This window comes from Pseudomonas floridensis (assembly GCF_002087235.1).
GTDB classification, from domain to species: domain Bacteria; phylum Pseudomonadota; class Gammaproteobacteria; order Pseudomonadales; family Pseudomonadaceae; genus Aquipseudomonas; species Aquipseudomonas floridensis.
Window position 1 is genome coordinate 1 of record NZ_MUIO01000117.1, and the last position, 21957, is coordinate 21957.

Annotated in this window: 24 protein-coding genes; 13 read left to right on the plus strand and 11 right to left on the minus strand. The window is 60.4% G+C overall.

Annotated elements, in window-relative coordinates; genetic code table 11:
• Both BZK31_RS24985 and BZK31_RS24990 read right to left on the minus strand, forming a co-directional pair.
• On the minus strand, window positions 1–1053 hold a 1053-nt coding region (locus tag BZK31_RS24985; protein ID WP_157900790.1), incomplete at its 3' end, for an AsmA family protein.
• A 103-nt stretch (window positions 1054–1156) separates the two neighbouring features.
• The gene (locus tag BZK31_RS24990; protein ID WP_083185940.1) at window positions 1157–1561 is read right to left on the minus strand and encodes an acetyl-CoA sensor PanZ family protein; all 405 of its coding nucleotides are present in this window, start codon (window positions 1559–1561) and stop codon (window positions 1157–1159) included.
• Between the two features lie 262 nt (window positions 1562–1823).
• On the opposite strand from BZK31_RS24990, the gene BZK31_RS25000 reads away from it, so the two are divergent.
• The 9 genes from BZK31_RS25000 (at window position 1824) to BZK31_RS25040 (ending at window position 9941) form a co-directional block, all read left to right on the plus strand.
• The gene (locus BZK31_RS25000) at window positions 1824–3485 is read left to right on the plus strand and encodes an OFA family MFS transporter (protein ID WP_083185941.1); all 1662 of its coding nucleotides are present in this window, start codon (window positions 1824–1826) and stop codon (window positions 3483–3485) included.
• A 262-nt stretch (window positions 3486–3747) separates the two neighbouring features.
• A complete protein-coding gene (locus tag BZK31_RS25005; RefSeq protein ID WP_083185965.1) occupies window positions 3748–4212 on the plus strand; it encodes an Lrp/AsnC family transcriptional regulator in 465 nt (154 codons plus the stop codon).
• Between the two features lie 269 nt (window positions 4213–4481).
• Window positions 4482–5723 carry an amino acid aminotransferase gene (locus BZK31_RS25010; RefSeq protein WP_083185942.1) on the plus strand — a complete coding sequence of 414 codons (1242 nt, stop codon included), beginning with the start codon at window positions 4482–4484 and terminating at the stop codon, window positions 5721–5723.
• Window positions 5724–5955: 232 nt separating this feature from the next.
• Window positions 5956–6549, plus strand: coding sequence for an imidazoleglycerol-phosphate dehydratase HisB (hisB, locus tag BZK31_RS25015; RefSeq protein WP_004883084.1), 594 nt, complete (start codon window positions 5956–5958; stop codon window positions 6547–6549).
• Complete coding sequence (hisH, locus tag BZK31_RS25020) at window positions 6549–7187, plus strand: imidazole glycerol phosphate synthase subunit HisH (protein ID WP_083185943.1); 639 nt, start codon at window positions 6549–6551, stop codon at window positions 7185–7187. Before hisB ends, hisH begins: the two co-directional genes overlap by 1 nt.
• A gap of 5 nt (window positions 7188–7192) precedes the next feature.
• Complete coding sequence (locus tag BZK31_RS25025) at window positions 7193–7453, plus strand: DUF2164 domain-containing protein (RefSeq protein WP_083185944.1); 261 nt, start codon at window positions 7193–7195, stop codon at window positions 7451–7453.
• Between the two features lie 23 nt (window positions 7454–7476).
• On the plus strand, window positions 7477–8214 hold the full coding sequence (hisA, locus tag BZK31_RS25030) for a 1-(5-phosphoribosyl)-5-[(5-phosphoribosylamino)methylideneamino]imidazole-4-carboxamide isomerase (RefSeq protein ID WP_083185945.1): 738 nt from the start codon (window positions 7477–7479) through the stop codon (window positions 8212–8214).
• Window positions 8215–8250: 36 nt separating this feature from the next.
• On the plus strand, window positions 8251–9021 hold the full coding sequence (gene hisF, locus BZK31_RS25035) for an imidazole glycerol phosphate synthase subunit HisF (protein ID WP_025993341.1): 771 nt from the start codon (window positions 8251–8253) through the stop codon (window positions 9019–9021).
• A gap of 164 nt (window positions 9022–9185) precedes the next feature.
• Window positions 9186–9941, plus strand: coding sequence for a substrate-binding periplasmic protein (locus BZK31_RS25040; RefSeq protein WP_083185946.1), 756 nt, complete (start codon window positions 9186–9188; stop codon window positions 9939–9941).
• Between the two features lie 12 nt (window positions 9942–9953).
• Here the strand turns inward: BZK31_RS25040 and BZK31_RS25045 are convergent, their stop codons facing one another.
• The 5 genes from BZK31_RS25045 to gpmI form a co-directional block, all read right to left on the minus strand.
• Entirely contained in the window at window positions 9954–11438 is a 1485-nt protein-coding gene (locus BZK31_RS25045) for a trypsin-like serine protease (RefSeq protein WP_083185947.1), read from the minus strand.
• A 143-nt stretch (window positions 11439–11581) separates the two neighbouring features.
• A complete protein-coding gene (locus BZK31_RS25050; protein WP_083185948.1) occupies window positions 11582–12364 on the minus strand; it encodes a divergent polysaccharide deacetylase family protein in 783 nt (260 codons plus the stop codon).
• 3 nt (window positions 12365–12367) lie between these two features.
• Window positions 12368–13699, minus strand: a complete 1332-nt coding sequence (locus BZK31_RS25055) for a S41 family peptidase (protein WP_083185949.1) — start codon at window positions 13697–13699, stop codon at window positions 12368–12370.
• Window positions 13700–13732: 33 nt separating this feature from the next.
• Entirely contained in the window at window positions 13733–15043 is a 1311-nt protein-coding gene (locus tag BZK31_RS25060; protein ID WP_083185950.1) for a murein hydrolase activator EnvC family protein, read from the minus strand.
• 153 nt (window positions 15044–15196) lie between these two features.
• On the minus strand, window positions 15197–16729 hold the full coding sequence (gene gpmI / locus BZK31_RS25065; protein WP_083185951.1) for a 2,3-bisphosphoglycerate-independent phosphoglycerate mutase: 1533 nt from the start codon (window positions 16727–16729) through the stop codon (window positions 15197–15199).
• 145 nt (window positions 16730–16874) lie between these two features.
• Here gpmI and BZK31_RS25070 point away from each other — a divergent pair, with 145 nt between their 5' ends.
• The 3 genes from BZK31_RS25070 to secB are packed head-to-tail and all read left to right on the plus strand — an operon-like array spanning window position 16875 to window position 18072.
• Entirely contained in the window at window positions 16875–17288 is a 414-nt protein-coding gene (locus BZK31_RS25070) for a rhodanese-like domain-containing protein (protein WP_083185952.1), read from the plus strand.
• A 2-nt stretch (window positions 17289–17290) separates the two neighbouring features.
• On the plus strand, window positions 17291–17542 hold the full coding sequence (gene grxC, locus BZK31_RS25075; protein WP_083185953.1) for a glutaredoxin 3: 252 nt from the start codon (window positions 17291–17293) through the stop codon (window positions 17540–17542).
• Between the two features lie 38 nt (window positions 17543–17580).
• Complete coding sequence (secB, locus tag BZK31_RS25080) at window positions 17581–18072, plus strand: protein-export chaperone SecB (protein WP_024685362.1); 492 nt, start codon at window positions 17581–17583, stop codon at window positions 18070–18072.
• A gap of 67 nt (window positions 18073–18139) precedes the next feature.
• Here secB and trmL read toward each other — a convergent pair whose 3' ends face one another.
• Complete coding sequence (gene trmL, locus BZK31_RS25085) at window positions 18140–18595, minus strand: tRNA (uridine(34)/cytosine(34)/5-carboxymethylaminomethyluridine(34)-2'-O)-methyltransferase TrmL (RefSeq protein ID WP_083185954.1); 456 nt, start codon at window positions 18593–18595, stop codon at window positions 18140–18142.
• Between trmL and BZK31_RS25090 the strand changes: the two genes are divergently transcribed.
• Window positions 18594–19034 (plus strand): hypothetical protein, encoded by a 441-nt coding sequence (locus tag BZK31_RS25090; RefSeq protein WP_083185955.1) that lies wholly within the window; start codon window positions 18594–18596, stop codon window positions 19032–19034. The two genes, trmL and BZK31_RS25090, sit on opposite strands and share 2 nt — an antisense overlap.
• A 405-nt stretch (window positions 19035–19439) precedes the next feature.
• Here the strand turns inward: BZK31_RS25090 and tauD are convergent, their stop codons facing one another.
• The 3 genes from tauD to tauB form a co-directional block, all read right to left on the minus strand.
• A complete protein-coding gene (gene tauD, locus BZK31_RS25095; protein WP_083185956.1) occupies window positions 19440–20273 on the minus strand; it encodes a taurine dioxygenase in 834 nt (277 codons plus the stop codon).
• Window positions 20274–20338: 65 nt separating this feature from the next.
• Complete coding sequence (gene tauC, locus BZK31_RS25100) at window positions 20339–21166, minus strand: taurine ABC transporter permease TauC (protein WP_083185957.1); 828 nt, start codon at window positions 21164–21166, stop codon at window positions 20339–20341.
• Window positions 21163–21948: a taurine ABC transporter ATP-binding subunit gene (gene tauB, locus BZK31_RS25105; protein ID WP_083185958.1), complete on the minus strand. Its 786-nt coding sequence runs from the start codon at window positions 21946–21948 to the stop codon at window positions 21163–21165. The genes tauC and tauB overlap by 4 nt, the downstream gene beginning before the upstream one ends.
• Window positions 21949–21957: the final 9 nt, after the last annotated feature.

Genomic DNA, 21957 nt, shown 5'->3' on the forward strand with positions numbered 1-21957 from the left:
CGGCGTGCCGCTCAGGCGTGTGACCATTTCGACTTTGCCGAGCGCGCCATCGGTCATGGCAGGCAGCGGCTGGCCGATGTTTTCGAAGAAGTTGCGGACGTCCAGTTGGGCAACCGACAGGCCGCCGGTGATCTGTGGTGTTTTGTCGAGATCGCGGGCGCGCAGCTCACCCAATGCGCGCAACTGATTGGCCGAGATTTTCAGGCTGTTCCATTCGGCGATGTTGGCGGCCAGGTCTACCAGCAACTGACCTTGAGCGGAGAAGGTCACGGTCTTGCCGTTGAGCGGCTCGCCCGCGACTTCGCCGGACAGGCGCATGTCTTCGAACTGGTAGCGCTTGAGCACGCGGTCCATGCGCAGTTCGCCGACCAGTTCGGTCTTGGCGCGCACGACGGGCTGGTTGGTGCTCAGGAAAGCGGTCAGCTTGATCGGGATGTCGGACGCTTCGCGGATCGGGCCGGTGCTCAGCTGGATACTTTCCGCGGTGAACGTCCGGCCTTTGCGAGCATCGCTGTAATCGACGCGGGCGTTGTTCACGGTCAGGCTGTCGATGTCCAGCCTGAGCGGCTGCGAAGCGCGTTCGGGTTTCGACGGCTCCGGCGCGGGCGTCGGCGTGGCATCCGGTTTTGCGTCAGTCGAGGCGACCGCAGGCGGCTTGCCGATGTCTTCCCAGTTGCCATGACCCTGTTCGTCACGATGCAACATCAGGTTCAGGCCTTCGACACGGATATCGCTCATCTGTACCTGGCGACGCAGCAATGGCAGGACACGAACGGACAGGCCCAGCATCTGCACGTCGGCAAAAGGCTGGTCGGGTGCAGTCAGGGTCGCGACATGGGTGTCGTGCAACTCAAGGCCAAGCCAGGGGAACAGGCTCCAGCCAATATCGCCATTGAGCGTCAGCTCGACGTTGGCTTTTTCGCGTGCCAGCTGGCGAATCTCGTCTTTGTAGTCGTTGGGATCAAACAGATGGGTCAGGGCGAAGCCGAGAGCCACGATGATCAGCAACAACCCGAGAATAAACAGCCCCAGGATTTTGCCGAACGCTTTCATGGGCGAGTCCTTGTGTCGATGTTCAAAAATAGCCCACGAGTATACCGCTCTGGCGAGGGTCTCGGGCTTCGGATGCCTTCATGGCTGGATAACGCCCGAATGCTCAGGGCGTTGCGGCGTCCAGCGGCACGGAAAGCTTGGCCGCCAGGGCGAGGACTTCGGGACGCCCGGCGGTTGCCTGCAAGCGTAGTTCGCAACCCGCTTCCCCGGCCAGTTTCTGCGCCATAGAGACTATTCGCTCGGCAACCCCGCGTCGACGGGTCGGTTTGCGCACGCATAGATGCGACAGGTGCCAGACAGCTACGCCGCGCTCGAGCCGCGCGGCTCCCTGCAACCGGTCGTTGAAACGGCCCACCCACAATGTCTCGTTCGTCAGCGCATCGTGGATCAGATCTTCCGCGCTTGCGTAAGGCGGCAGCAGGTCATGCGGTGCGTCGAGATATATCTTTTGCAGATCTTCCTGATCCTGAACAGTGGGCAAAGTTAAGAGCCCAACTAAGACCGGCATGGGTTTCTCCTGATGTTTAATTGAGTGCATCTATTGGGTCATAGATCGGCTGGATTAAGTTAGTCATATCGATAATAAAAAGCCTGTAACAAGATGCTTATTGGCCATCAGTAAGTGATAGTCTCCGCATCTGCTGACTCAGGTGCGTCTTTTTGTCACGTATCTGAACAACCTGCCGATAAAACAGACATGGCCGCTCGGCATGGAGTCTGTGGCGGACCAGCGGATCATCTGCGAGCTTCACACATTGGGGTAAATCATAATGAGCACAAGTACAGCCTTGGGCGGCGCAGCCGTTCAGCCTGCGTTCTTGTCCAAAGAGCGCATTATCGCCAAGCCCGGTTTCAACCGCTGGCTTGTTCCACCTGCTGCACTGGCCATCCATCTTTGTATTGGTATGGCGTACGGCTTTTCGGTGTTCTGGTTGCCGTTGTCGAAGGCCATCGGTGTTTCGGCACCCGTGGCGTGTACACCGGACATGGGTTTCTTTGCGCAGATGTTTGCGTCGACCTGTGACTGGCAGATTTCCATGCTGGGCTGGATCTACACCCTGTTCTTCATCTTCCTGGGTTGCTCGGCTGCCATCTGGGGTGGCTGGCTGGAACACGCAGGCCCACGCAAGGCCGGTGTCGTATCGGCACTGTGCTGGTGTGGCGGTCTGCTGATTTCCGCGCTGGGTATCTACACTCACCAGATCTGGTTGATGTGGCTGGGTTCGGGCGTGATCGGCGGTATCGGTCTGGGGTTGGGCTACATCTCCCCGGTGTCGACCCTGATCAAGTGGTTCCCGGACAAGCGCGGCATGGCGACCGGCATGGCGATCATGGGCTTCGGCGGTGGCGCGATGGTGGGTGCGCCACTGGCCACGGCTCTGATGGGGCACTTCGCTTCCGCTGATGGCGTGGGTGTCTGGCAGAGCTTCGTCGTGATGGCGGTGATCTACTTCATCTTCATGATCGGCGGCGCACTGGGCTACCGCGTTCCACCGACCGGCTGGAAACCCGAAGGCTGGACCGCTCCGGCGGCCAAGGCCAAGAACGCGATGATCACCAACCGTCACGTGCACGTCAGCGTGGCCTGGAAGACGCCGCAGTTCCGTCTGGTCTGGCTGGTGCTGTGCCTGAACGTTTCGGCCGGTATCGGTATTCTGGGTATGGCGTCTCCGCTGTTGCAGGAAGTGTTCGCCGGCAAGCTGCTGGGCAATGACCTGACCTTCAGCCAGCTCAGCGCCGACCAGTTGAAAGCCATCGCCGCCATCGCAGCGGGCTTTACCGGTCTGTTGAGCCTGTTCAACATCGGCGGTCGTTTCTTCTGGGCCTCGTGCTCGGACTACATCGGTCGCAAGGCTACTTACTTCGTTTTCTTCGCGCTGGGCTTCGTGCTTTACGCCTCGGTGCCGACACTGGGCCACATGGGCAGCATCGCGCTGTTCGTTGCTGCATTCTGCGTCGTGCTGTCGATGTACGGCGGTGGCTTCGCGACAGTGCCTGCCTATCTGGCCGACCTGTTCGGTACGCAGATGGTCGGTGCGATCCACGGTCGTCTGCTGACCGCCTGGGCTGCGGCCGGTGTACTGGGGCCGGTACTGGTCAACTACCTGCGTGAGTATCAGCTCAGCCACGGTGTTGCGCGTGCCGATGCCTACGACATCACGCTGTACATCCTTGCCGGTCTGTTGGTACTGGGCTTCATCTGCAACCTGATGATTCGTCCGGTCGCCGACAAGTACTTCATGACCGACGCCGAGCTTGCGGCTGAACAAGCCATCGGCCACGACAAGGGCGCGGATGCCACCACTTCGCTGGAGTGGAAAGCATCGCCTGGCAGCAAGCCGCTGGTGATTGCCGCCTGGCTGGCAGTAGGTATCCCGCTGGCGTGGGGTGTCTGGATCACGTTGCAGAAAACCGCAGTGCTGTTCCACTGATAGCCTGACGGTTACAAAAAAGCGCGTGCACTTCGGTGCACGCGCTTTTTTTGTGCGGCTTTCGAGCGGTCCCAGGCAGCGCTATCAGTTGAAATCGCGCTCTACACGTGCTCGACGCAAGCGCACTGGTGGCATGGCTGTTCATCGGTCCGCAAGTAACGCGATGCAGGTTTGGTGTGTATTGCGAGCAGGCTAATTGTCGCCGACGATGAAACTGTTAGGCTTCTTGCCCTGAACCTCTCTGGCGCGAGCGATGGTCATCATGAAAGCGAATGAAATCGACGATTTCGATTTGAAGATTCTGACGTTGCTGCAGGCCAATGGGCGTTTGACCAATCAGGAACTCAGCGATCTGGTGGGCTTGTCGGCTTCGCAGTGTTCGCGGCGCAGAATCAGTCTGGAGCAGGCGCACCTGATTCTGGGTTACCACGCCCGTGTCGCCCCGCAGGCGATGAGCCGCGAAGTGCTGGCGATGGTCGAAGTGCGCCTGACCAGTCATCGTCCGGAGCATTGGGAAGAGTTTCAGGGGCTGGTGGCCAACGTCGGCTCGATCATCGATGCCTACAAGACCACAGGCGATGCGGATTACACCCTCAAGGTCGCTGTGGCGGACCTGCACAGTCTCAATCAACTGATGGCGCAGATCACGGCAGGCAATTGTGTGGCGCACATCAAGACAGCGGTCGTGCTGGAGCGGTTGAAGGAAAACAGCGTCGTGACTTCCTGAGGGTCGTCGACGCATTGAAGTGATGCATCGTGCCGTTTCGCGGCGACTGGCTATCGTTGATTCGCGGCGATCAACTCCAGCCTTTTTACGCCGCGTTGCCGGCAATCCGATTCTCGGGGACGGTTTTCTGATACTTTTCCGCCACAAGGCGAGTAGCGGCGGGGTTAGTATCCTCGCGCTGTATTGGCAGGACAGATTTGGCTTCACCGCGTCTCTATTTCATCAGCCGACCGATCCGGCCTTGTTCATTATTTAAAGGAGTTGTTTGCATGCTAGCCCACGTGGAGTCATACGCCGGTGATCCGATCCTTTCGCTGATGGAGACCTTTGGCAAGGATCCGCGCGCAGACAAGGTCAATCTCAGCATCGGTCTGTATTACGACGCCCAGGGCCGCATTCCGCGTCTGGCCGCGGCGGTCACCGCTCAGCAGCAATTGGCCGAAGGCGAACAGGCCGCTTCTGTGTACCTGCCGATGGAAGGCTTGGCGGCGTATCGCCAGGCGGTGCAGACCTTGCTGTTCGGCGCCGACAATCCTGCCGTCCTGGCTGACCGCGTGGCCACGATTCAGACGGTGGGCGGGTCAGGCGCGCTGAAGGTCGGTGCCGACTTCCTTAAGTACGCATTCCCTGATTCGCAGGTCTGGGTCAGCGATCCGACCTGGGAAAACCACCATGCGCTGTTTGCCGGTGCAGGTTTCAAGGTCAATACCTACCCTTATTTCGATGCGCAGACCGGCGGCGTGAAGTTCGACGCCATGCTCTCTGCGTTAGAGCGGTTGCCTGCGCGCAGCATCGTGTTGCTGCACCCGTGCTGCCATAACCCGACCGGCGCGGATCTGTCCGTCGAGCAGTGGGATCGGCTGGTCGAACTGGTGAAAGCCCGTCAGTTGATCCCGTTTCTCGATATTGCCTATCAGGGCTTCGGCAATGGAATGGACGAAGATGCCTACGCGATCCGGGCGATGACCGGTGCGGGTGTGACGGCGCTGATCAGTAACTCGTTCTCGAAGATATTTTCGCTGTACGGCGAGCGCGTTGGCGGGTTGTCCGTCGTCTGCGAAGACAGTGCCTCGGCCGTCAACGTGCTGGGCCAGCTAAAGGCCACCGTGCGTCGCAACTACTCGAGCCCGCCGGCTCACGGCGCGCAGGTGGTCGCCCGCGTGCTGAACTCTGCGCCCCTGCGCGATCAGTGGCTGACGGAGGTCGAGGTGATGCGCCAGCGCATTCTCGACATGCGCACCCGTCTGGCCTCGGCGCTGGCGCAGAAAGTCCCGCAGCATGATTTCAGCTTCATCCTCAAACAGAACGGCATGTTCAGCTACACCGGTCTGACGCCGGCCCAGGTCGACGAGCTCAAGGACACGCATGGTATGTACCTGATCCGCAGTGGCCGCATGTGCCTGGCCGGGCTGAACGAGGGTAATATCGACAAGGTCTGCGACGCCATCGCCAGCCTTTTCGCGGACAAGTTGGCTCCCACGGGAACCGCTGACGTGGTGCACGACCTGTAGGAGCGGACTTGTCCACGAATGCTGTGGCCCGGTGGCGCTATTAAGCGGGGACTACAGTCTTTTTGCGGACAAGTCCGCTTCCCCGTTCAAATGGGGTTCAGGGCTCCACTTCCTCGGTTGTGGCCGGAAGTTGGGCGTTAAATGGCCTGTCTGTCGTATGTTTGCTTCATGCCGGGTCGTTCTCGGCCTATAATGATCGCCTTTTTCGCCCAATGATTTTGCGGAGCTGGTGATGGCCGAACGTAAGGCTTACGTCGAGCGCAATACTCTGGAAACCCAGATCAAAGCCTCGATCAACCTGGATGGCACCGGAAAGGCCCGATTCGATATCGGCGTGCCTTTCCTTGAGCACATGCTCGACCAGATCGCCCGGCACGGGCTGATCGACCTGGACATCGAGTGCAAGGGCGACCTGGAAATCGACGACCACCACACCGTGGAAGACGTTGGTATCACCGTTGGCCAGGCGTTCAGTCAGGCAATCGGTGACAAGAAGGGTATCCGCCGTTACGGCCACGCCTACGTGCCGCTCGATGAAGCGTTGTCGCGAGTGGTCATCGATTTCTCGGGGCGTCCGGGCCTGCAGATGCATGTGCCTTATACCCGTGCGACCGTCGGCGGCTTCGACGTTGACCTGTTCCAGGAGTTTTTCCAGGGTTTCGTCAATCATGCCAACGTGACGCTGCACATCGACAACCTGCGTGGCCACAACACTCACCACCAGATCGAGACGGTCTTCAAGGCCTTCGGTCGTGCCCTGCGCATGGCGGTCGAGCTGGATGAACGCATGGCCGGACAAATGCCTTCCACCAAGGGTGTGCTCTGATGCAGACGGTTGCGGTCATCGATTACGGCATGGGCAACCTGCACTCGGTCGCCAAGGCCCTGGAGCATGTTGGCGCCGGCCGTGTGCTGATCACCAGCGACGCCGACGTGATTCGTGAAGCCGACCGTGTGGTGTTCCCGGGCGTCGGCGCAATTCGCGACTGCATGGCCGAGATCCGCCGTCTGGGGTTTGATTCGCTGGTGCAGGAAGTCAGCAAGGATCGCCCGTTTCTCGGTATCTGCGTCGGCATGCAGGCCTTGCTCGACAGCAGCGAAGAAAGCGACGGTGTGGATTGCATCGGCATGTTTCCCGGCCAGGTGAAGTTCTTCGGCAAGGACCTGCACGAAGATGGCGAGCACTTGAAAGTGCCGCACATGGGCTGGAATCAGGTCACGCAGTCGGTCGATCACCCGCTGTGGCACGACATCCCCGATCTGGCGCGCTTCTATTTCGTTCACAGCTACTACATCGACGCGGTCAATCAGCGTCAGGTGGTAGGCCGTGGTCGTTACGGTCTGGATTTCGCGGCAGCGCTGGTCGACGGTTCGCGCTTTGCCGTGCAGTTCCACCCGGAGAAGAGCCATACCCACGGCCTGCAATTGCTGCAGAACTTCGCCGCGTGGGACGGGCGCTGGTAATCGCCATGAGCAAAGCCAAGGCCAAACCACCGATCCTGACGCTCTCGCCTGAGCAGGAACAACAGGCGATCGACAAGCTCAAGCGTCTGTTCGCAGACCGCTTCGAGCTTGAGCTGGGGTCATTCGAAGTGGCCGAGGTGCTTGAGCTGTTCACCCGCGAGATCGCCCCGCATTACTACAATCGAGCCATTTTCGATGTTCAGCAGCACCTCAAAGAGAGGTTCGAGAGCATCGAAAGCGACCTGTGGGCGCTCGAGAAAAACTAATTTCCGGACAAGTAGGTTTCCCGATGCTGATTATCCCCGCTATCGACCTTAAAGACGGCGCCTGCGTACGCCTGCGTCAGGGCCGCATGGAAGATTCCACGGTGTTCTCCGATGACCCGGTGGCCATGGCCGCCAAATGGGTCGAAGGTGGCTGCCGCCGTTTGCATCTGGTCGACCTCAACGGTGCGTTCGAAGGTCAGCCGGTCAACGGCGATGTGGTTACGGCCATCGCCCGTCGCTACCCGAACCTGCCGATCCAGATCGGCGGCGGCATCCGTTCGCTGGAAACCATCGAGCATTACGTCAAGGCGGGCGTGAGCTACGTCATCATCGGCACCAAGGCGGTCAAGGAACCCGAGTTCGTGGCTGAAGCCTGCCGTGCGTTTCCCGGCAAGGTCATTGTCGGTCTGGACGCCAAAGACGGCTTCGTCGCCACTGACGGCTGGGCTGAAGTCAGCTCGGTACAGGTCATCGATCTGGCCAGGCGCTTCGAAGCTGATGGCGTATCGGCCATCGTGTACACCGACATCGCCAAAGACGGCATGATGCAGGGCTGCAACATCCCGTTCACTGCGGCGCTGGCGGCTGCCACGCGTATCCCGGTCATCGCCTCGGGCGGCATTCACAATCTGAGCGACATCAAGGCGCTGCTGGATGCCAAGGCACCCGGCATCATCGGTGCCATCACCGGTCGCGCCATCTATGAAGGCACGCTGGACGTCGCCGAGGCTCAGGCCTTGTGTGATCTGGAACAGCGCTGAGCACCGCACTGTTCCAACTAACCGGAGATTGATTCTGTGGCCCTAGCCAAACGCATCATCCCTTGCCTTGACGTGGACAACGGTCGAGTGGTCAAGGGCGTCAAGTTCGAGAACATCCGCGATGCGGGCGATCCGGTGGAAATTGCCCGTCGCTACGACGAGCAGGGCGCCGACGAAATCACTTTTCTGGACATCACGGCCAGCGTCGATGGCCGTGACACCACCTTGCACACCGTCGAGCGCATGGCCAGTCAGGTGTTCATTCCGCTGACCGTGGGCGGGGGCGTGCGTACCGTGCAGGACATTCGCAACCTGCTCAACGCCGGTGCCGACAAGGTGTCGATCAACACCGCCGCCGTGTTCAACCCCGAATTCGTCGGCGAAGCGGCAGCGCGTTTCGGTTCGCAGTGCATCGTGGTCGCCATCGACGCCAAGAAGGTGTCCGGGCCGGGCGAGACGCCGCGCTGGGAGATTTTCACCCACGGCGGGCGCAAGCCTACCGGGCTGGATGCAGTGGTCTGGGCCAAAAAGATGGAAGAGCTGGGTGCAGGCGAAATCCTGCTGACCAGCATGGATCAGGACGGCATGAAAAACGGCTTCGACCTGGGCGTGACCCGCGCCATCAGCGATGCGCTGGGCATTCCGGTGATCGCTTCCGGCGGTGTCGGCAATCTCGAGCACCTGGCCGCCGGTGTGCTGGAAGGGCACGCCAGTGCTGTGCTGGCCGCGAGTATTTTCCACTTCGGCGAATACACGGTGCCCGAAGCCAAGGCCTACATGGCCAGCCGCGGTATTGTGATGCGCTAAACGCTTGTCGGGCGTAGCCAGGCGAGCGCGTTGACCCGGTCAGCGCGCTCGTTTTGTATCTGGCTGCACAAATTGCTTGAAAGCGACATCGGGAAGTCGCGGGCTAGACAGTGCCGCGGGTTCCCGGCACTCTGCCTCAGTCGTTCAGGATCGAGTGCCGAAACATGCTTAGACGTCTTTTTCTTGCACTGATCGGGGTCGGCGCCCTCTTGAGCGAAAGTGCGCGTGGCGACGACTCTCCTCCTTATTCAATGGTGCTGCTGACCGAAAACTTTCCGCCGTTCAACATGGCGGTCGATGGCAAGAATTTCGCTCAGGAAAGCAACATTGATGGTATTGCGGCCGACGTAGTTCGCGAAATGTTCAGGCGCGCCGACATCGGTTACAGCATGACCCTGCGCTTTCCGTGGGATCGCGTCTACAAGTTGGCCCTCGAGAAGCCGGGGTACGGCGTATTCTCCACCACCCGTTTGCCCGAGCGCGAAAAACTGTTCAAGTGGGTTGGCCCCGTGGGTTCATATGACTGGGTCATGCTGTCCCGCAGTGACAACCCCATCGCCTTGACGTCGCTGGAGCAGGCCAAGGCCTACAGGATCGGCGCCTACAAGGGCGACGCCATCGGTGAGCGCCTCACGACGATGGGGTTGAACCCGATCCTGATGTTGCGCGACCGTGACAACATCAGGAAGCTGGCCAGCGGGCAGATTGACTTGTGGGCTGTCGGCGATCCCGTGTGGCGTTACCTTGCGAAACTGGAAGGCGTCAACGGTTTCAAGACCGCGCTGCGTTTCAACAGTGCGGAATTGTATCTGGCCCTGAACAAGAGCACGCCCGACGAAATCGTTGCCCGTCTGCAAAAGAATCTCGATCAGATGCGCGCCGAAGGCTGGGTGGATGCGGCCAGGTCTCGCTACCAATAACCGGTCAATTCGCTATGGCGCGGGAATGACGTCTTCGCGCAGCACAGATGGCTGGTCGTTCACATCGTGCGCGTAAGTGCAGATTTTCAGGGGCAGTGATTGTGGGCGCACCACCAGGTTGCTGAAGCGCCCTTTGAAGCCTTCGGGGTCGTTGCAGTCGGTGGATTGCGGCGGCCCTGTCTTGACCGTGTAGTAGTCGATCAATGCGGGCTCGTGGGACCAGCTCACTGTGTAAGTACCAAACCGGGTCTTCTGCACCTTGACCACCGGTGCTGGCGTCGGACCCGCAGGCTGCAACTCCATGGCAAGCGTCAACGCATTGCGCATCAGGCCGATGGCTGGGCGTTCATCTTCCGACGTGACACCGACGATGCACAGCCAGTTGATACCGATACGGGTATCGACCGGATCATTGATGGCCGCGTCCTGAGCCGCGATGGCAGGGCTGTAATCCACCGGGTTTTCGCACTGCTGGGCGGAGGTCACCTTTTTGTACCGGTAGAAAGGGGTATCGATCAGAAAGCGCAGTTCCCATCCGGGATAAACCACGTTGCCTTGGGTATCCAGTCGAACTCTTGCATATTGCGCCGGCTGTTTGCCAAGCGTTTCGAAATCGACCGAAAACGTCGGGAACAGACTGCATTGTTCCGGTGCCGTGCTGAGTATGCCTTTGACAAAACAGCGATTGAGCAGAGTGACCGGGTTGCCAAAATTGCTGTCGGCCGGCAAGGACGGAAAGCCTGGGGCGAGTTCGTCACGCTGATTGGCTGGAGTCGATGGCGCAGACGACTGGTTGGTGAAGTTCAGCACCGCATACAGCTCTGCGCTGTCGCGAATCAGCATCGGGCTTCCAGAAGCGCCTGTGTCCACATCCCGGCATTGATTGGCGACGGTGTTGCGCCATACCCACGGCTGCTCGAGGATCTCCCCCGACGTCTGATGGACGCAGGCTGCCATGCGCAGGTGGCCAGTGTCTTTGTGGAGAGGAGCACCTACCCAGAGAATTTCTCTGCCCGGCTCAGGCACTTCGCTGGCGATTCTGATTGGCCGGATACCCTTGGCGATCAACGACTCAAGGCTCGGTTGCAGCTCGACAATGGCCAGATCCACGCCCTGCATGCTGCTCCAGTTGATGCGTTTGAGTTGATGGCTGCGGGGAGTGCTGTCGGTAAAGAAATTGAACGTCATGCTGCCCTCGACTGCACGGTCGGTGATGATCGTGCCGACCTGTTTGTCGATGCAGTGGCCGCTGGTCAGCACGTAGGCCGGTGCATCGGGTGGGCTCTCCGGGCTACGGGTGTCGAGCAGCGTCGCTGTGCACTGTGAGCCGGTCTTGCTCTTGATCCGGCCAATGCCGTTCCAGTGGTCGTTCGAGCCATCGGCGTTCAACAGGACTTGGGAGGGCGTCAGGGCTGGCTGCTCGGCGGCCGTGGCAAAGGTGTAGAAGGGCAGCAAGGTGGCAAGGCAGCACACGCCCGCGAGGGTGGGTAAATTCATCATCATTCCTTGATAACAGGGTCTTGGCCTCCTCCATGGAGACTCTCTCCTTTAAGTCGGTATTGACGCTGTTATCAAGGCGGGAGTGGCATGGGGCACGGAAACCAGAAACGGATTACGCCGGTCCGGAAAAGGGCTGATGCCTAACGGTACAAACCGTTGGAACCGTGACCGGCCATGGCCTTGTTGCCACGCAGACCGATCATCTCGCGCAGCTCGATCCACTCGATACCTTGCGCTTTGAGCCGCGGCAGTTCGCGTTCGAGCACGTCCAGCGTGACGGGGTAGGGATGGCCGATGACCACGGCCGAGCCTTGCTTGTGCGCCAGTTTGATCGCGGTCTGCAACTGCCGGGTAATGGCCTCGGCAGTGCGTTCGTCGTCCAGAAACACATCACGGGAAACACTCGCCAGACCGATCCGCTGAGCCTGCGCGGCGGCAACCGTTTTCGCGCTGGTGCGGCTGTCGACGAAGAACATATGGCGACGCTGCAATTCTTCCATCAGCCATGCCATGGCCACAGGCTCGGCGGTCATTCGGCTGCCCATGTGGTTATTGATGCCTGCAGCGTACGGCACTTTGAGCAGTGCGGCATTCAGGCGGCTTTCCAGTTCAGGCAGTGGCAGATCGGGGTGCCAGGCGTAAGGGCCGGTCGCCGGGTCCATCGGCATGTGCAGCATCACGGTTTTGCGAGCGCGATGGGCCTGACGGGCGAAGTCGGTAGCGTGAGGGGTGTCCGGCATGATCGCCAGCGTCACCGGACCGGGCAGCGCAAGCGTGCGGCTGTCGCGGTCGGGGTTCTGGCCCAGGTCGTCGACGATCAGGCTGAGGTAGGCGACGGCCGGTTTGTCGCTGTTCCCGGCTGGCGCCGCATGGGCGGCACCCGCCATCGAGAACGCCAACAGCACAATGGCGAGAACACGCATCCGTCAGTTGCCGCGCGTGATGCTCAACCCCTTGAGCAGGCTGAGCGCCTGGCTCAGCTGGAAGTCGTCATCCTGCGGACGCGCCTTGGCAGCTGCGCCACCTTTGAGGGTCGGTTTGTCAGCGCCACCGTTGCCGTTGCCCAAGTGACCGAGCAGGTCGGCTTCCTTGTAGTTCTCGCCATCGGCTTCATTGGTGACCTTGGCGCGACGAACCACGATGTCAGGGTTGATGCCCTGCGCCTGAATCGAGCGGCCATTGGGCGTGTAGTACAGCGCAGTGGTGATCTTCAGCGCACGGTCGTTGTTCAGCGGCAGCACGGTTTGCACCGAGCCTTTGCCGAAACTGTCGGTGCCCATCAGGATGCCGCGTTTCTGGTCCTGCAAGGCACCGGCGACGATTTCCGAGGCCGAGGCGCTGCCGCCGTTGATCAGCACCACCAGCGGCACACCTTCGCTGGCGTCCGCCGGATCGGCCGAGAAGCGCAGCTCGGAGTTGGCGATGCGGCCCTTGGTGTAGACGATCAAGCCCTTGGTCAGGAAGTGATCCGCAACCTGCACCGCCGATTGCAGCACGCCGCCCGGGTTGTTGCGCAGGTCCAGAATCAGACCGCTCATTTTCTTGCCGTTGTCCTTGCGCAGCTTGGCCAGCGCCTTACCGACTTCGTCGCCGGTCTTGACCTGGAACTGGGTGATGCGGATGTAGCCGTAGCCGTTCTCCAGCATCTGCGCCTTGACGCTCTTGACCTGAATGGTCGCGCGCGCCAGCGTTACGTCGAACGGAGTACCGCCGTCGCGCACCAGCGTCAGGGTGATCTTTTCGCCGATCTTGCCGCGCATCTTGTCGACCGCTTCCTGCATGGTCTGACCCTGGGTCGGTGCGCCATTGATCTTCACGATCAGGTCGCCTGCCTCGATGCCAGCCTTGGACGCAGGCGTGTCGTCGATAGGCGAGACCACTTTGACCAGCCCGTCTTCTACGCCGACTTCAATGCCCAGGCCGCCGAACTCGCCGCTGGTGCTTTCCTGCAACTCCTGAAAGTCCTCAGGGCCCAGATAAGCCGAGTGCGGGTCAAGGTTGCTGAGCATGCCCTTGATCGCGTTTTCCAGCAGGGTCTTGTCGTCCACCGGCTCGACGTAGGCGGCTTTGACCCGATCCATGACCTCGGCGAACGTGCGCAGCTCATCGAGCGGCAGCGGCGGTTTGGCATTGGCGTTGGCCGGAGCGACTGCTGCTGTCGGGGCTGGCGTGGTTTTTTCGGCAGCTTGCGCCAGAGGCGCGCCGATAACGATGGCAATCGCCAGGGCCAGCGAGGTGAGGCGGGACAAATGCAGCATGTCTAACGAGCTCCTACTGATATTGGCGCCGACTTATCCTTGAGTGCGGCACCATTGGGCTGGATCGCTGGGGCGACCCTGCTGACGAATAGCAAAGTACAACGCTGATGTGTCCTGACCGCCGCTGTTGCCTACGGTGGAAATCGCTTCACCGGCTTTTACGATATCGCCTGCCGACTTGAGCAGGCTCTGATTGTGTCCGTACAGACTCAAATAGCCATTACCGTGGTCGAGAATGACCAGAAGCCCCGCGCCGCGCAACCAGTCGGCGAAGACCACTCGTCCGCCATGCACGGCGTGTACCTGACTCCCGGCGGCTGCGCTGATCATGACGCCGTCCCATTTGGTCCGCTCGTCATCACCGCGTGCCTCACCGAAGCGTGCAAGCAATCGACCATCGATAGGCCATGGAAGTTTTCCCTTGGCCTCGGCAAAAGGTCCGCCGTATGAAACACCGGCGCTGGAAACCAGCGCGCCGGGGCTTTTGACCGGGCGACGCGGTGCCGGTTCATCGTCGTTTTTGCCGCTGTTGCGGGCCACGGCTTCGGCTTCACGCTGACGCTTCTCTTCCGCTTCGCGAGCGGCCACCAAGGCCTTCTGGCGCGCTTCTTCGGCTTCGCGCGCCTGGCGGGCCAGTGTCTCTTCGATGGTCTTCAGCACCTTGGCCAGATCGGCCTGATCCTGCTGGCGGGCCTGTAACTTCTGGTCGCGGGCTTTGTAGTCCTGATTAAGTTTAGCCAAGGCCTGCTGCCGCTCCTGGCGAACCTTGGCCAATTCTTCGGTCTGGCTGTCGAGGTTGCTCTTCTGCACCAGCAACTGAGCCTGTTGCAGGTCGATGTCTTTGCCGACATTGGCCAACTGACGCAGGGTTTCATTAAAGTTGCGCAACTGCTCCAGGCGGGCCTGGCTCAGATAGTCGTAATAGGTAAGGGTGCGGGCGAATTTTTCCGGGTGTTGCTGATTGAGCAGAAGCTTGAGGTATTCCTGGCGGCCGCTCTGGTAGGCAGCGCGAGCCTGGATGGCGATCAGGCGTTGTTGCTCGACCTTGGCGCTATTCAGTTTTTTTTTCTCACTGTCGAGCTTTGTCAGCTCGGCTTCGGTCTTTTTTAGTTCCTTTTGCAGGACCTCGACCTGCTTTTCCAGCTTGCCCATTTCGGTTTCAGTGGTGCGCAGGTCCTTCTGGACGCCTGTGCGTTCTTCCTGAAGCTTGCTCAGGACCTTCTGCAACTCGGCCACATCCTGACGCGCAGCATCTATCTGTTTTTGGGTTTGCACACGCTCATCTTCGGCGAAGGCCGGATTGAGCAGGCAGATCAGAACAAGGGCGATCAAGGCGCGAAGCATGAGGGTGGGCGATACCGAGGAATTGTGAGAAAAAATGTCAGGCCTAGTATGCCCGGCATGCGGTGCAAAAAAAACGCCCCGGTCGTACTGCTTTGGGGCCTATGACCTAAAAAACCGGCACCGCCTGGTGGCTAAGTGCCGGTTTTCAGCCCTTTACTCGTCTACAAGGATCGAGTGGCCAGTCATTTCCTGCGGTTTCTCCATACCCAGCAAATGCAGCATGGTCGGTGCGACGTCGGCCAGCACGCCGCCTTCGCGGACTTTCAGCCGGCGTTTGCCGACATACACGAACGGCACCGGCTCGGAGGTGTGCGCAGTGTGAGCCTGACCGGTGTGGTCGTCGGTCATTTGCTCGACGTTGCCATGGTCAGCGGTGATCAATGCTTCACCACCGACCTTTTCCAGCGCCTCGGTGATCCGCCCGACGCAGACGTCCAGGCACTCGACCGCCTTGATGGCCGCTTCCATGATGCCGCTGTGACCGACCATGTCGCCGTTGGCGTAGTTGACGACAATCACGTCATAACGCTGATGCTCGATGGCGTCGACGATCTTGTCGGTCACTTCCGGCGCGCTCATTTCCGGCTGCAGGTCGTAGGTGGCGACCTTCGGCGAGGGAATCAGGATGCGCTCTTCGCCGGGGAACGGTTCTTCACGACCGCCGGAGAAGAAGAAGGTGACGTGAGCGTATTTCTCGGTCTCGGCAATGCGCAGCTGCGTCTTGCCATTGTTGGCCAGGTACTCGCCCAGTACATTCTTCAGACTGCCTGCTGCAAACGCGGACGGCGCGGGGATGCTGGCAGCGTATTGGGTCAGCATCACGTAGTTGACCTTCGGCTGACGGGCGCGCTCGAAGTCCTTGAAATCGTCTTCGACGAACACGCGGGTGAGTTCGCGGGCGCGGTCGGCACGGAAGTTCATGAACACCACGGCGTCGCCGTCTTCGACCTTGACCGGTTCGCCGATGCGCGTGGCTTTGACGAACTCGTCGTTCTCGTCGCGGGCGTAGGCGGCTTCGAGACCGGCAACGCTGCTGTCGGCGTGGAATTCGGCGCTGCTGTCGACGATCAGGTTATAGGCGCTGGAAACGCGGTCCCAGCGGTTGTCACGGTCCATTGCGAAATATCGGCCAATGATCGTGGCGGTGCGGCCCTTGCCCAGGCGCGCGAAGGTTTCGTCCATCAGCTCGAGGGATTTCTGTGCGCTACGCGGTGGCGTGTCGCGACCATCGAGGAAGGCGTGCAGATAAATCTTCTCGGCACCACGCTTGACGGCCAGTTCGGCCATTGCAACCAGATGGTCCTGGTGACTGTGGACGCCGCCGTCGGACAGCAGGCCCATGATGTGCACGGCTTTGCCGACTGCAACGGCCTTGTCCACGGCGGCGCAGATGGTCGGGTTCTCGAAGAACTCGCCGTCGCGAATGGCCTTGGTCACTCGAGTGAAGTCCTGATACACCACGCGTCCGGCGCCCAGGTTCATGTGGCCGACTTCAGAGTTGCCCATCTGCCCGTCCGGCAGACCGACATCCATGCCGGAACCCGAAATCAGGCCGTTGGGCATGGTTTGGTAGAGGCGATCCATGACTGGCATCTTCGCGGCCAGAATAGCGTTGCCTTCACGGTGTTCGCTGTGTCCGAAGCCATCCAGGATGATAAGGACCAGAGGTTTTGGGGTGGCAGTCATAGAACCCACTCGAGGCTGGTTGAAGTAAAGAACAAGGGATTGGCATTTTAGGGACAAGTTCAAACGGCGTCACTGCCGTACGGACTTTGGCCCACCTTGGGTGCTGTGTATACTGGCCGACATTTTAACGCCCTGGAACCTACCGATGGTTGCTCATCTGCTTGAATTCGCTACTAACCACTATTTGATCACCGGTGCCTTCGTCATTCTGTTGGGGCTGCTGATCGCTTATGAACTGAGCAAAGGCGGCGCGAGCCTGAGCACTCGCGAGCTGACCGCACTGGTCAACAGCGACCAGGGCGTGGTCATCGACGTGCGCTCCAAGAAGGATTTCGCCAGCGGTCACATCGTCGGCTCCCTGAACTTTCCGCAGGACAAAGTGCTGACCCGCACCGCAGAACTGCAGAAATACAAGGACAAGACGTTGATCATCGTCGACGCTATGGGGCAGCATGCAGGCAGTACCGCCCGCGAACTGCTGAAAACCGGCTTCAAGGCGGCCAAGCTGTCCGGCGGGATTTCCAGCTGGCGCGGCGACAACCTTCCCCTGGTGAAATGAACATGGCCCAAGTTGTCATCTATTCCAGCGACTACTGCCCGTACTGCGTACGTGCCAAGCAGTTGCTGCAGAGCAAGAGCGTGGCCTACGAAGAAATCAGGGTTGATGGCAAGCCGCAGGTTCGTGCCGAGATGACCAAAAAGGCCGGCCGTACGTCGGTACCGCAGATCTGGATCGGCCCGACCCACGTTGGTGGCTGCGATGATCTGTTCGCCCTGGACCGCGCCGGCAAGCTCGACGCGATGCTGGGCTGACTTCCCCAATTAACCGCTCCATTTGAGAAGGATCCGAAATGACCGATCAACCGAACAACGGCGCCGTGGCCAACGAAGAAGAAAACGCTCCGCAATTCTCCCTGCAGCGTATCTATGTTCGCGACCTGTCTTTCGAAGCACCAAAAAGCCCGGCGATCTTCCGTCAGGAGTGGACACCGACCGTCAGCCTTGACCTCAACACCCGTCAGAAGCCTCTGGAAGGCGACTTCTACGAAGTGGTGCTGACCCTGTCCGTGACCGTCAACAATGGCGAAGAAGTCGCGTTCATCGTTGAAGTGCAACAGGCCGGTATCTTCCTGATCAAGGGCCTGGACGACGCTTCGATGAGCCACACCCTGGGCGCGTTCTGCCCGAACATCCTGTTCCCGTACGCTCGCGAAGCCATCGACAATCTGGTTGTCCGTGGTTCGTTCCCGGCGCTGATGCTGGCCCCGGTGAATTTCGACGCGCTGTACGCGCAGGAACTGCAACGCATGCAGGAAGCTGGCGAAACGCCGACTGTTCAGTAAGCGTTACGGCTCGATGGAAAAAGCGCCTTTCGGGGCGCTTTTTTGTGCGTGAAGGGCGCGACTGGAATTACGCGAAGCCGTGCTGACGCCATGCCTCATAAACGGCCACGGCCACGGTGTTGGACAGGTTCAGGCTGCGGCAACCTTCGCGCATGGGCAGACGCAGGCGATGGTCGCCGCTCAGCGAATCGAGAATGTCGGCAGGCAGCCCCCGGCTTTCAGGGCCGAACAGGAATGCATCGCCCGGTTCGAAACTGACATCATGAAATGGCCGCGAACCCTTGGTGGTAAAGGCGAACAGTCTTGGGTTGCCGAGCTTTTCCAGACAACTGGCCAGGTCGGCGTGGGTTTGCAGCGTGGCATACTCGTGATAGTCCAGACCCGCCCGGCGCAGGCGTTTATCGTCCAGCTCGAAACCCAAAGGTTCGATCAAATGCAGGGTGCAGCCACTGTTGGCGCATAGTCTGATCACATTGCCGGTATTCGGCGGAATTTCTGGTTGAAAAAGGATGACGTGAAACATGCACGGCTCCGAACGAAAGGACGGGATGCATTCTACCCCCGAAGAGGACCCCAGACCGAAGCTATGGCCGCGTGTTCTTGGTTCGATGGCGATTGTCGGCTTCACCATCGGCACCATCATCGGTCGTTTGCAGCAGCCCGTGCCGGTCGAATTGCAGCAGATTGAAGAGCTGCCCACCGGACTTGCGCTGTGGTTCGACGAAGAACCCAGGTATGAAGGAAGTACGGTTGACGGAGCGGTGGTGCTGCGGCTGGATGCTTCGGGCCAGCCGTGGAACGGTCAACTGAGATTCGACAGCAAGGTTGCGCGCTGGAAGCTGGAACGAGGGGAGAAGGGGTTGGTGCTGACGCTCCTGGCAGCCCGTCCACTTCACGGCGACTGGCGCACTGAGAAGGTAGACGGGCGCTGGAGACTGGAAGTCAGTCTCCGGGAGGAATAAAAGAGGGGATTCCCCGGCCTGCCTGTACCAAGGTCCCCAAAACTGGTGATGTAATACCTATTGCAGACTGCGTGCCAGTTTTGGCAGAACGGGATCAAATCGTTGTGTTTAATGCTTTCGGGCCTTGAATAGAGGCTCTCGGCGGCGTGCGGCACAGGCGGCTACTCGGTCAGCCATTCAATTGACGACGCTTTTGCCTGATTTGTGCACCCAATTTGCGCATCACAACGGTGCGTCACACCAAGCTGAGGCAATTTGTATCCTGGGCGCTGTGCGAAAAGTGGCTGCGCTCAGTAATGCTGCGTTAAACACAGTCTCGAAGTGCGCATTTACAATCCGTAGACTCCGCTTCCTTGTCTGTTTTTGCCTTGCCTGACTCTCGCTCGCCGACTTTACCTACAGAGCCTAAGCGGGCACATCCCCCAGAATCGTGGCCCGATGCATCACCCTGCGTTGCGGCCGGTAATCGTCTACCGCGTAATGCTGCGTCGAGCGGTTGTCCCAGAACGCCACGTCGTGTTCCTGCCAACGCCAGCGGATGGTGAACTCGGGTCGCGTTGCGTGACTGAACAGCAGTTTCAGGATCGCTTCGCTCTCCGAAGCCTCCAGCTCATTGATTCGGGTCGTGAAACCTTCGTTGACGAACAGCGACTTGCGGCCGCTGACCGGATGCGTGCGGATCACCGGGTGCGACAGCGGCGGGTTCTTGCGGCGCGCCTCTTCCCAGCGCGCCAGGTCCTGCGGCGTGTTGCCAAAGCGCTCCAGCGGGAACGAGCGGGTGAAGTCATGGGTCGCGCTCAGGCCGTCGAGCAGCCGTTTCAGGGGTTCGGACAGTGCCTCATAGGCCGCAATGCCGCTCGCCCACAGCGTGTCGCCGCCGTAGGCAGGCAGTGTCTTGGCGCTCAGCACCGCGCCCATGGCCGGGGTCGGCAGGAAGGTGACGTCGGTGTGCCAGACGGCATTGTCCCGCACATCCGTCACGGCGGTGTCGAGAATCAGCACGTGTGGCTGATCCGGTACGTTGGGATAGCTCGGATGAATATGCAGGTCGCCAAACTTCGCCGCGAAGCGGGCCTGCTGTGCAGGTGTCAGCGGCTGATCGCGAAAGAACAGCACATGGTGCTCAAGCAGCGCCTGCTCGATCTGGCGGTGCTGTTCGCAAGTCAGGTCGCGGCTCAGATCAATGCCGCCGATCTGCGCGCCGAGGGCGAAACTCAGGGGAGTGATGTGCAGGCTCATGATGACTCTCTTTCTTTCAGGCGCCGAGCTGTCGGCGTGGTCAGTGTGCGTGACATGTACCGGATTCAGTGATGCTGGCCGTGCCACGGCACCAGCCTGCGCTGCAAGGCGCGCAGCCCAAGCTCCATGGCGAAGGCGATGAGGGCGATCACCAGAATTCCCAGCACCACCACATCGGTGACCAGAAACTGCGCGGCCGACTGGACCATGAAGCCCAGTCCGCTGGTGGCGGCGATGAGTTCGGCGGCAACCAGTGTCGACCAGCCCACCCCGAGGCCAATGCGAATGCCGGTCAGAATGTCCGGCAGTGCGCTGGGCAGGATGACGTGGCGAATCAACTGCCAGCGCGTGGCTCCCAGCGATTGTGCAGCGCGCAGCCTGGCCGGATCGACCGTACGCACGCCGGTGGCGGCGGCAATGGCGATCGGAGCGAAGATTGCCAGGTAGATCAGCAGCACCTTGGAGAACTCGCCGATGCCGAACCAGATCACGATCAGCGGCAGATAGGCCAGCGGCGGGACAGGGCGATAGAACTCGATCAGTGGATCAAAAATGCCCTGCGCGATACGGTTGTGTCCGATGGCGATGCCCACCGGAATCGCCGTCAGAATGGCTGCCGCCAGGGCCAGGCCGATACGTTGCAGGCTGGCACCCAGATGCTGCCAGAGCGTGGCGTCCATGTAGCCTTTGGTCAGTAACAGCCAGGCTTTTTCCAGTACGTCCACAGGTGGCGGCAGAAACAGAGGCTCGATCCATTGCGTAGCGGTTACACCCCACCACAGCGTGAGCAGCACGATGATCGTCACCAAGCTGATGGTGCGAGTGCTCAGGTACACGCGGCGGCGAGCAGGGCTGTCGGCCTTGAGTGAATGGGTCAGTTCGTAGCTGCTCATGGCTGTTGCTCCCGTGTACGTTGGGAAAAGACGCTGGCGAGTACGTGTTCGCGGGTTTCGATGAAGCGTGGATCGGACTTGATCGCCCGGGCCGATTCGCCGGCGCTGTAGCGCTGGCTGAAATCCAGGCGCAGGTGTTCGGCAATGCGTCCCGGATCGGGCGCAAGCAGGATCAGGTCGGTGGCCAGGAAAACCGCTTCCTCTATATCGTGAGTAATCAGGAACACCGGTTTGGCGGTACGTCGCCAGACCTGCAACAGCAGTTCCTGCATGCTTTCGCGGGTGAAGGCGTCCAGTGCGCCGAACGGCTCGTCCATCAGTAGCACCCGAGGGTCTGCCGCCAGCGCTCGCGCCAGCCCGACACGCTGCCGTTGGCCGCCGGAGAGCTGCCAGATGCGCCGCTGCTCGAAGCCGCTCAGGTCCACCAACGCCAGCATCTCCCGCGCTCGCGCTTCCCGCTCGTTGCGAGCGACCCCGGCCAGTTCCAGGCCGAAGGCGACATTGGCCAGCACGTCCTGCCACGGCAACAACGCATCGTCCTGGAACACGACGCCGCGCTCGGCGCCGGGGCCTTCGACGGGCACGCCGTCCAGCGTGATACGTCCGCTGTCAGGCCGGATGAAGCCGGCGATGAGGTTCAACAATGAGGTCTTGCCACTGCCGGACGGACCCAGCGCCACCAACAATTGCTCCGGACCCAGGCTCAGGTTGATGTCCGTCAGCACAGGTGTTGCCGCGCCGGGGTACTGTGCGCCGATGCGCTCCAGTTGCAACAAGGCCATGGCCCTTTC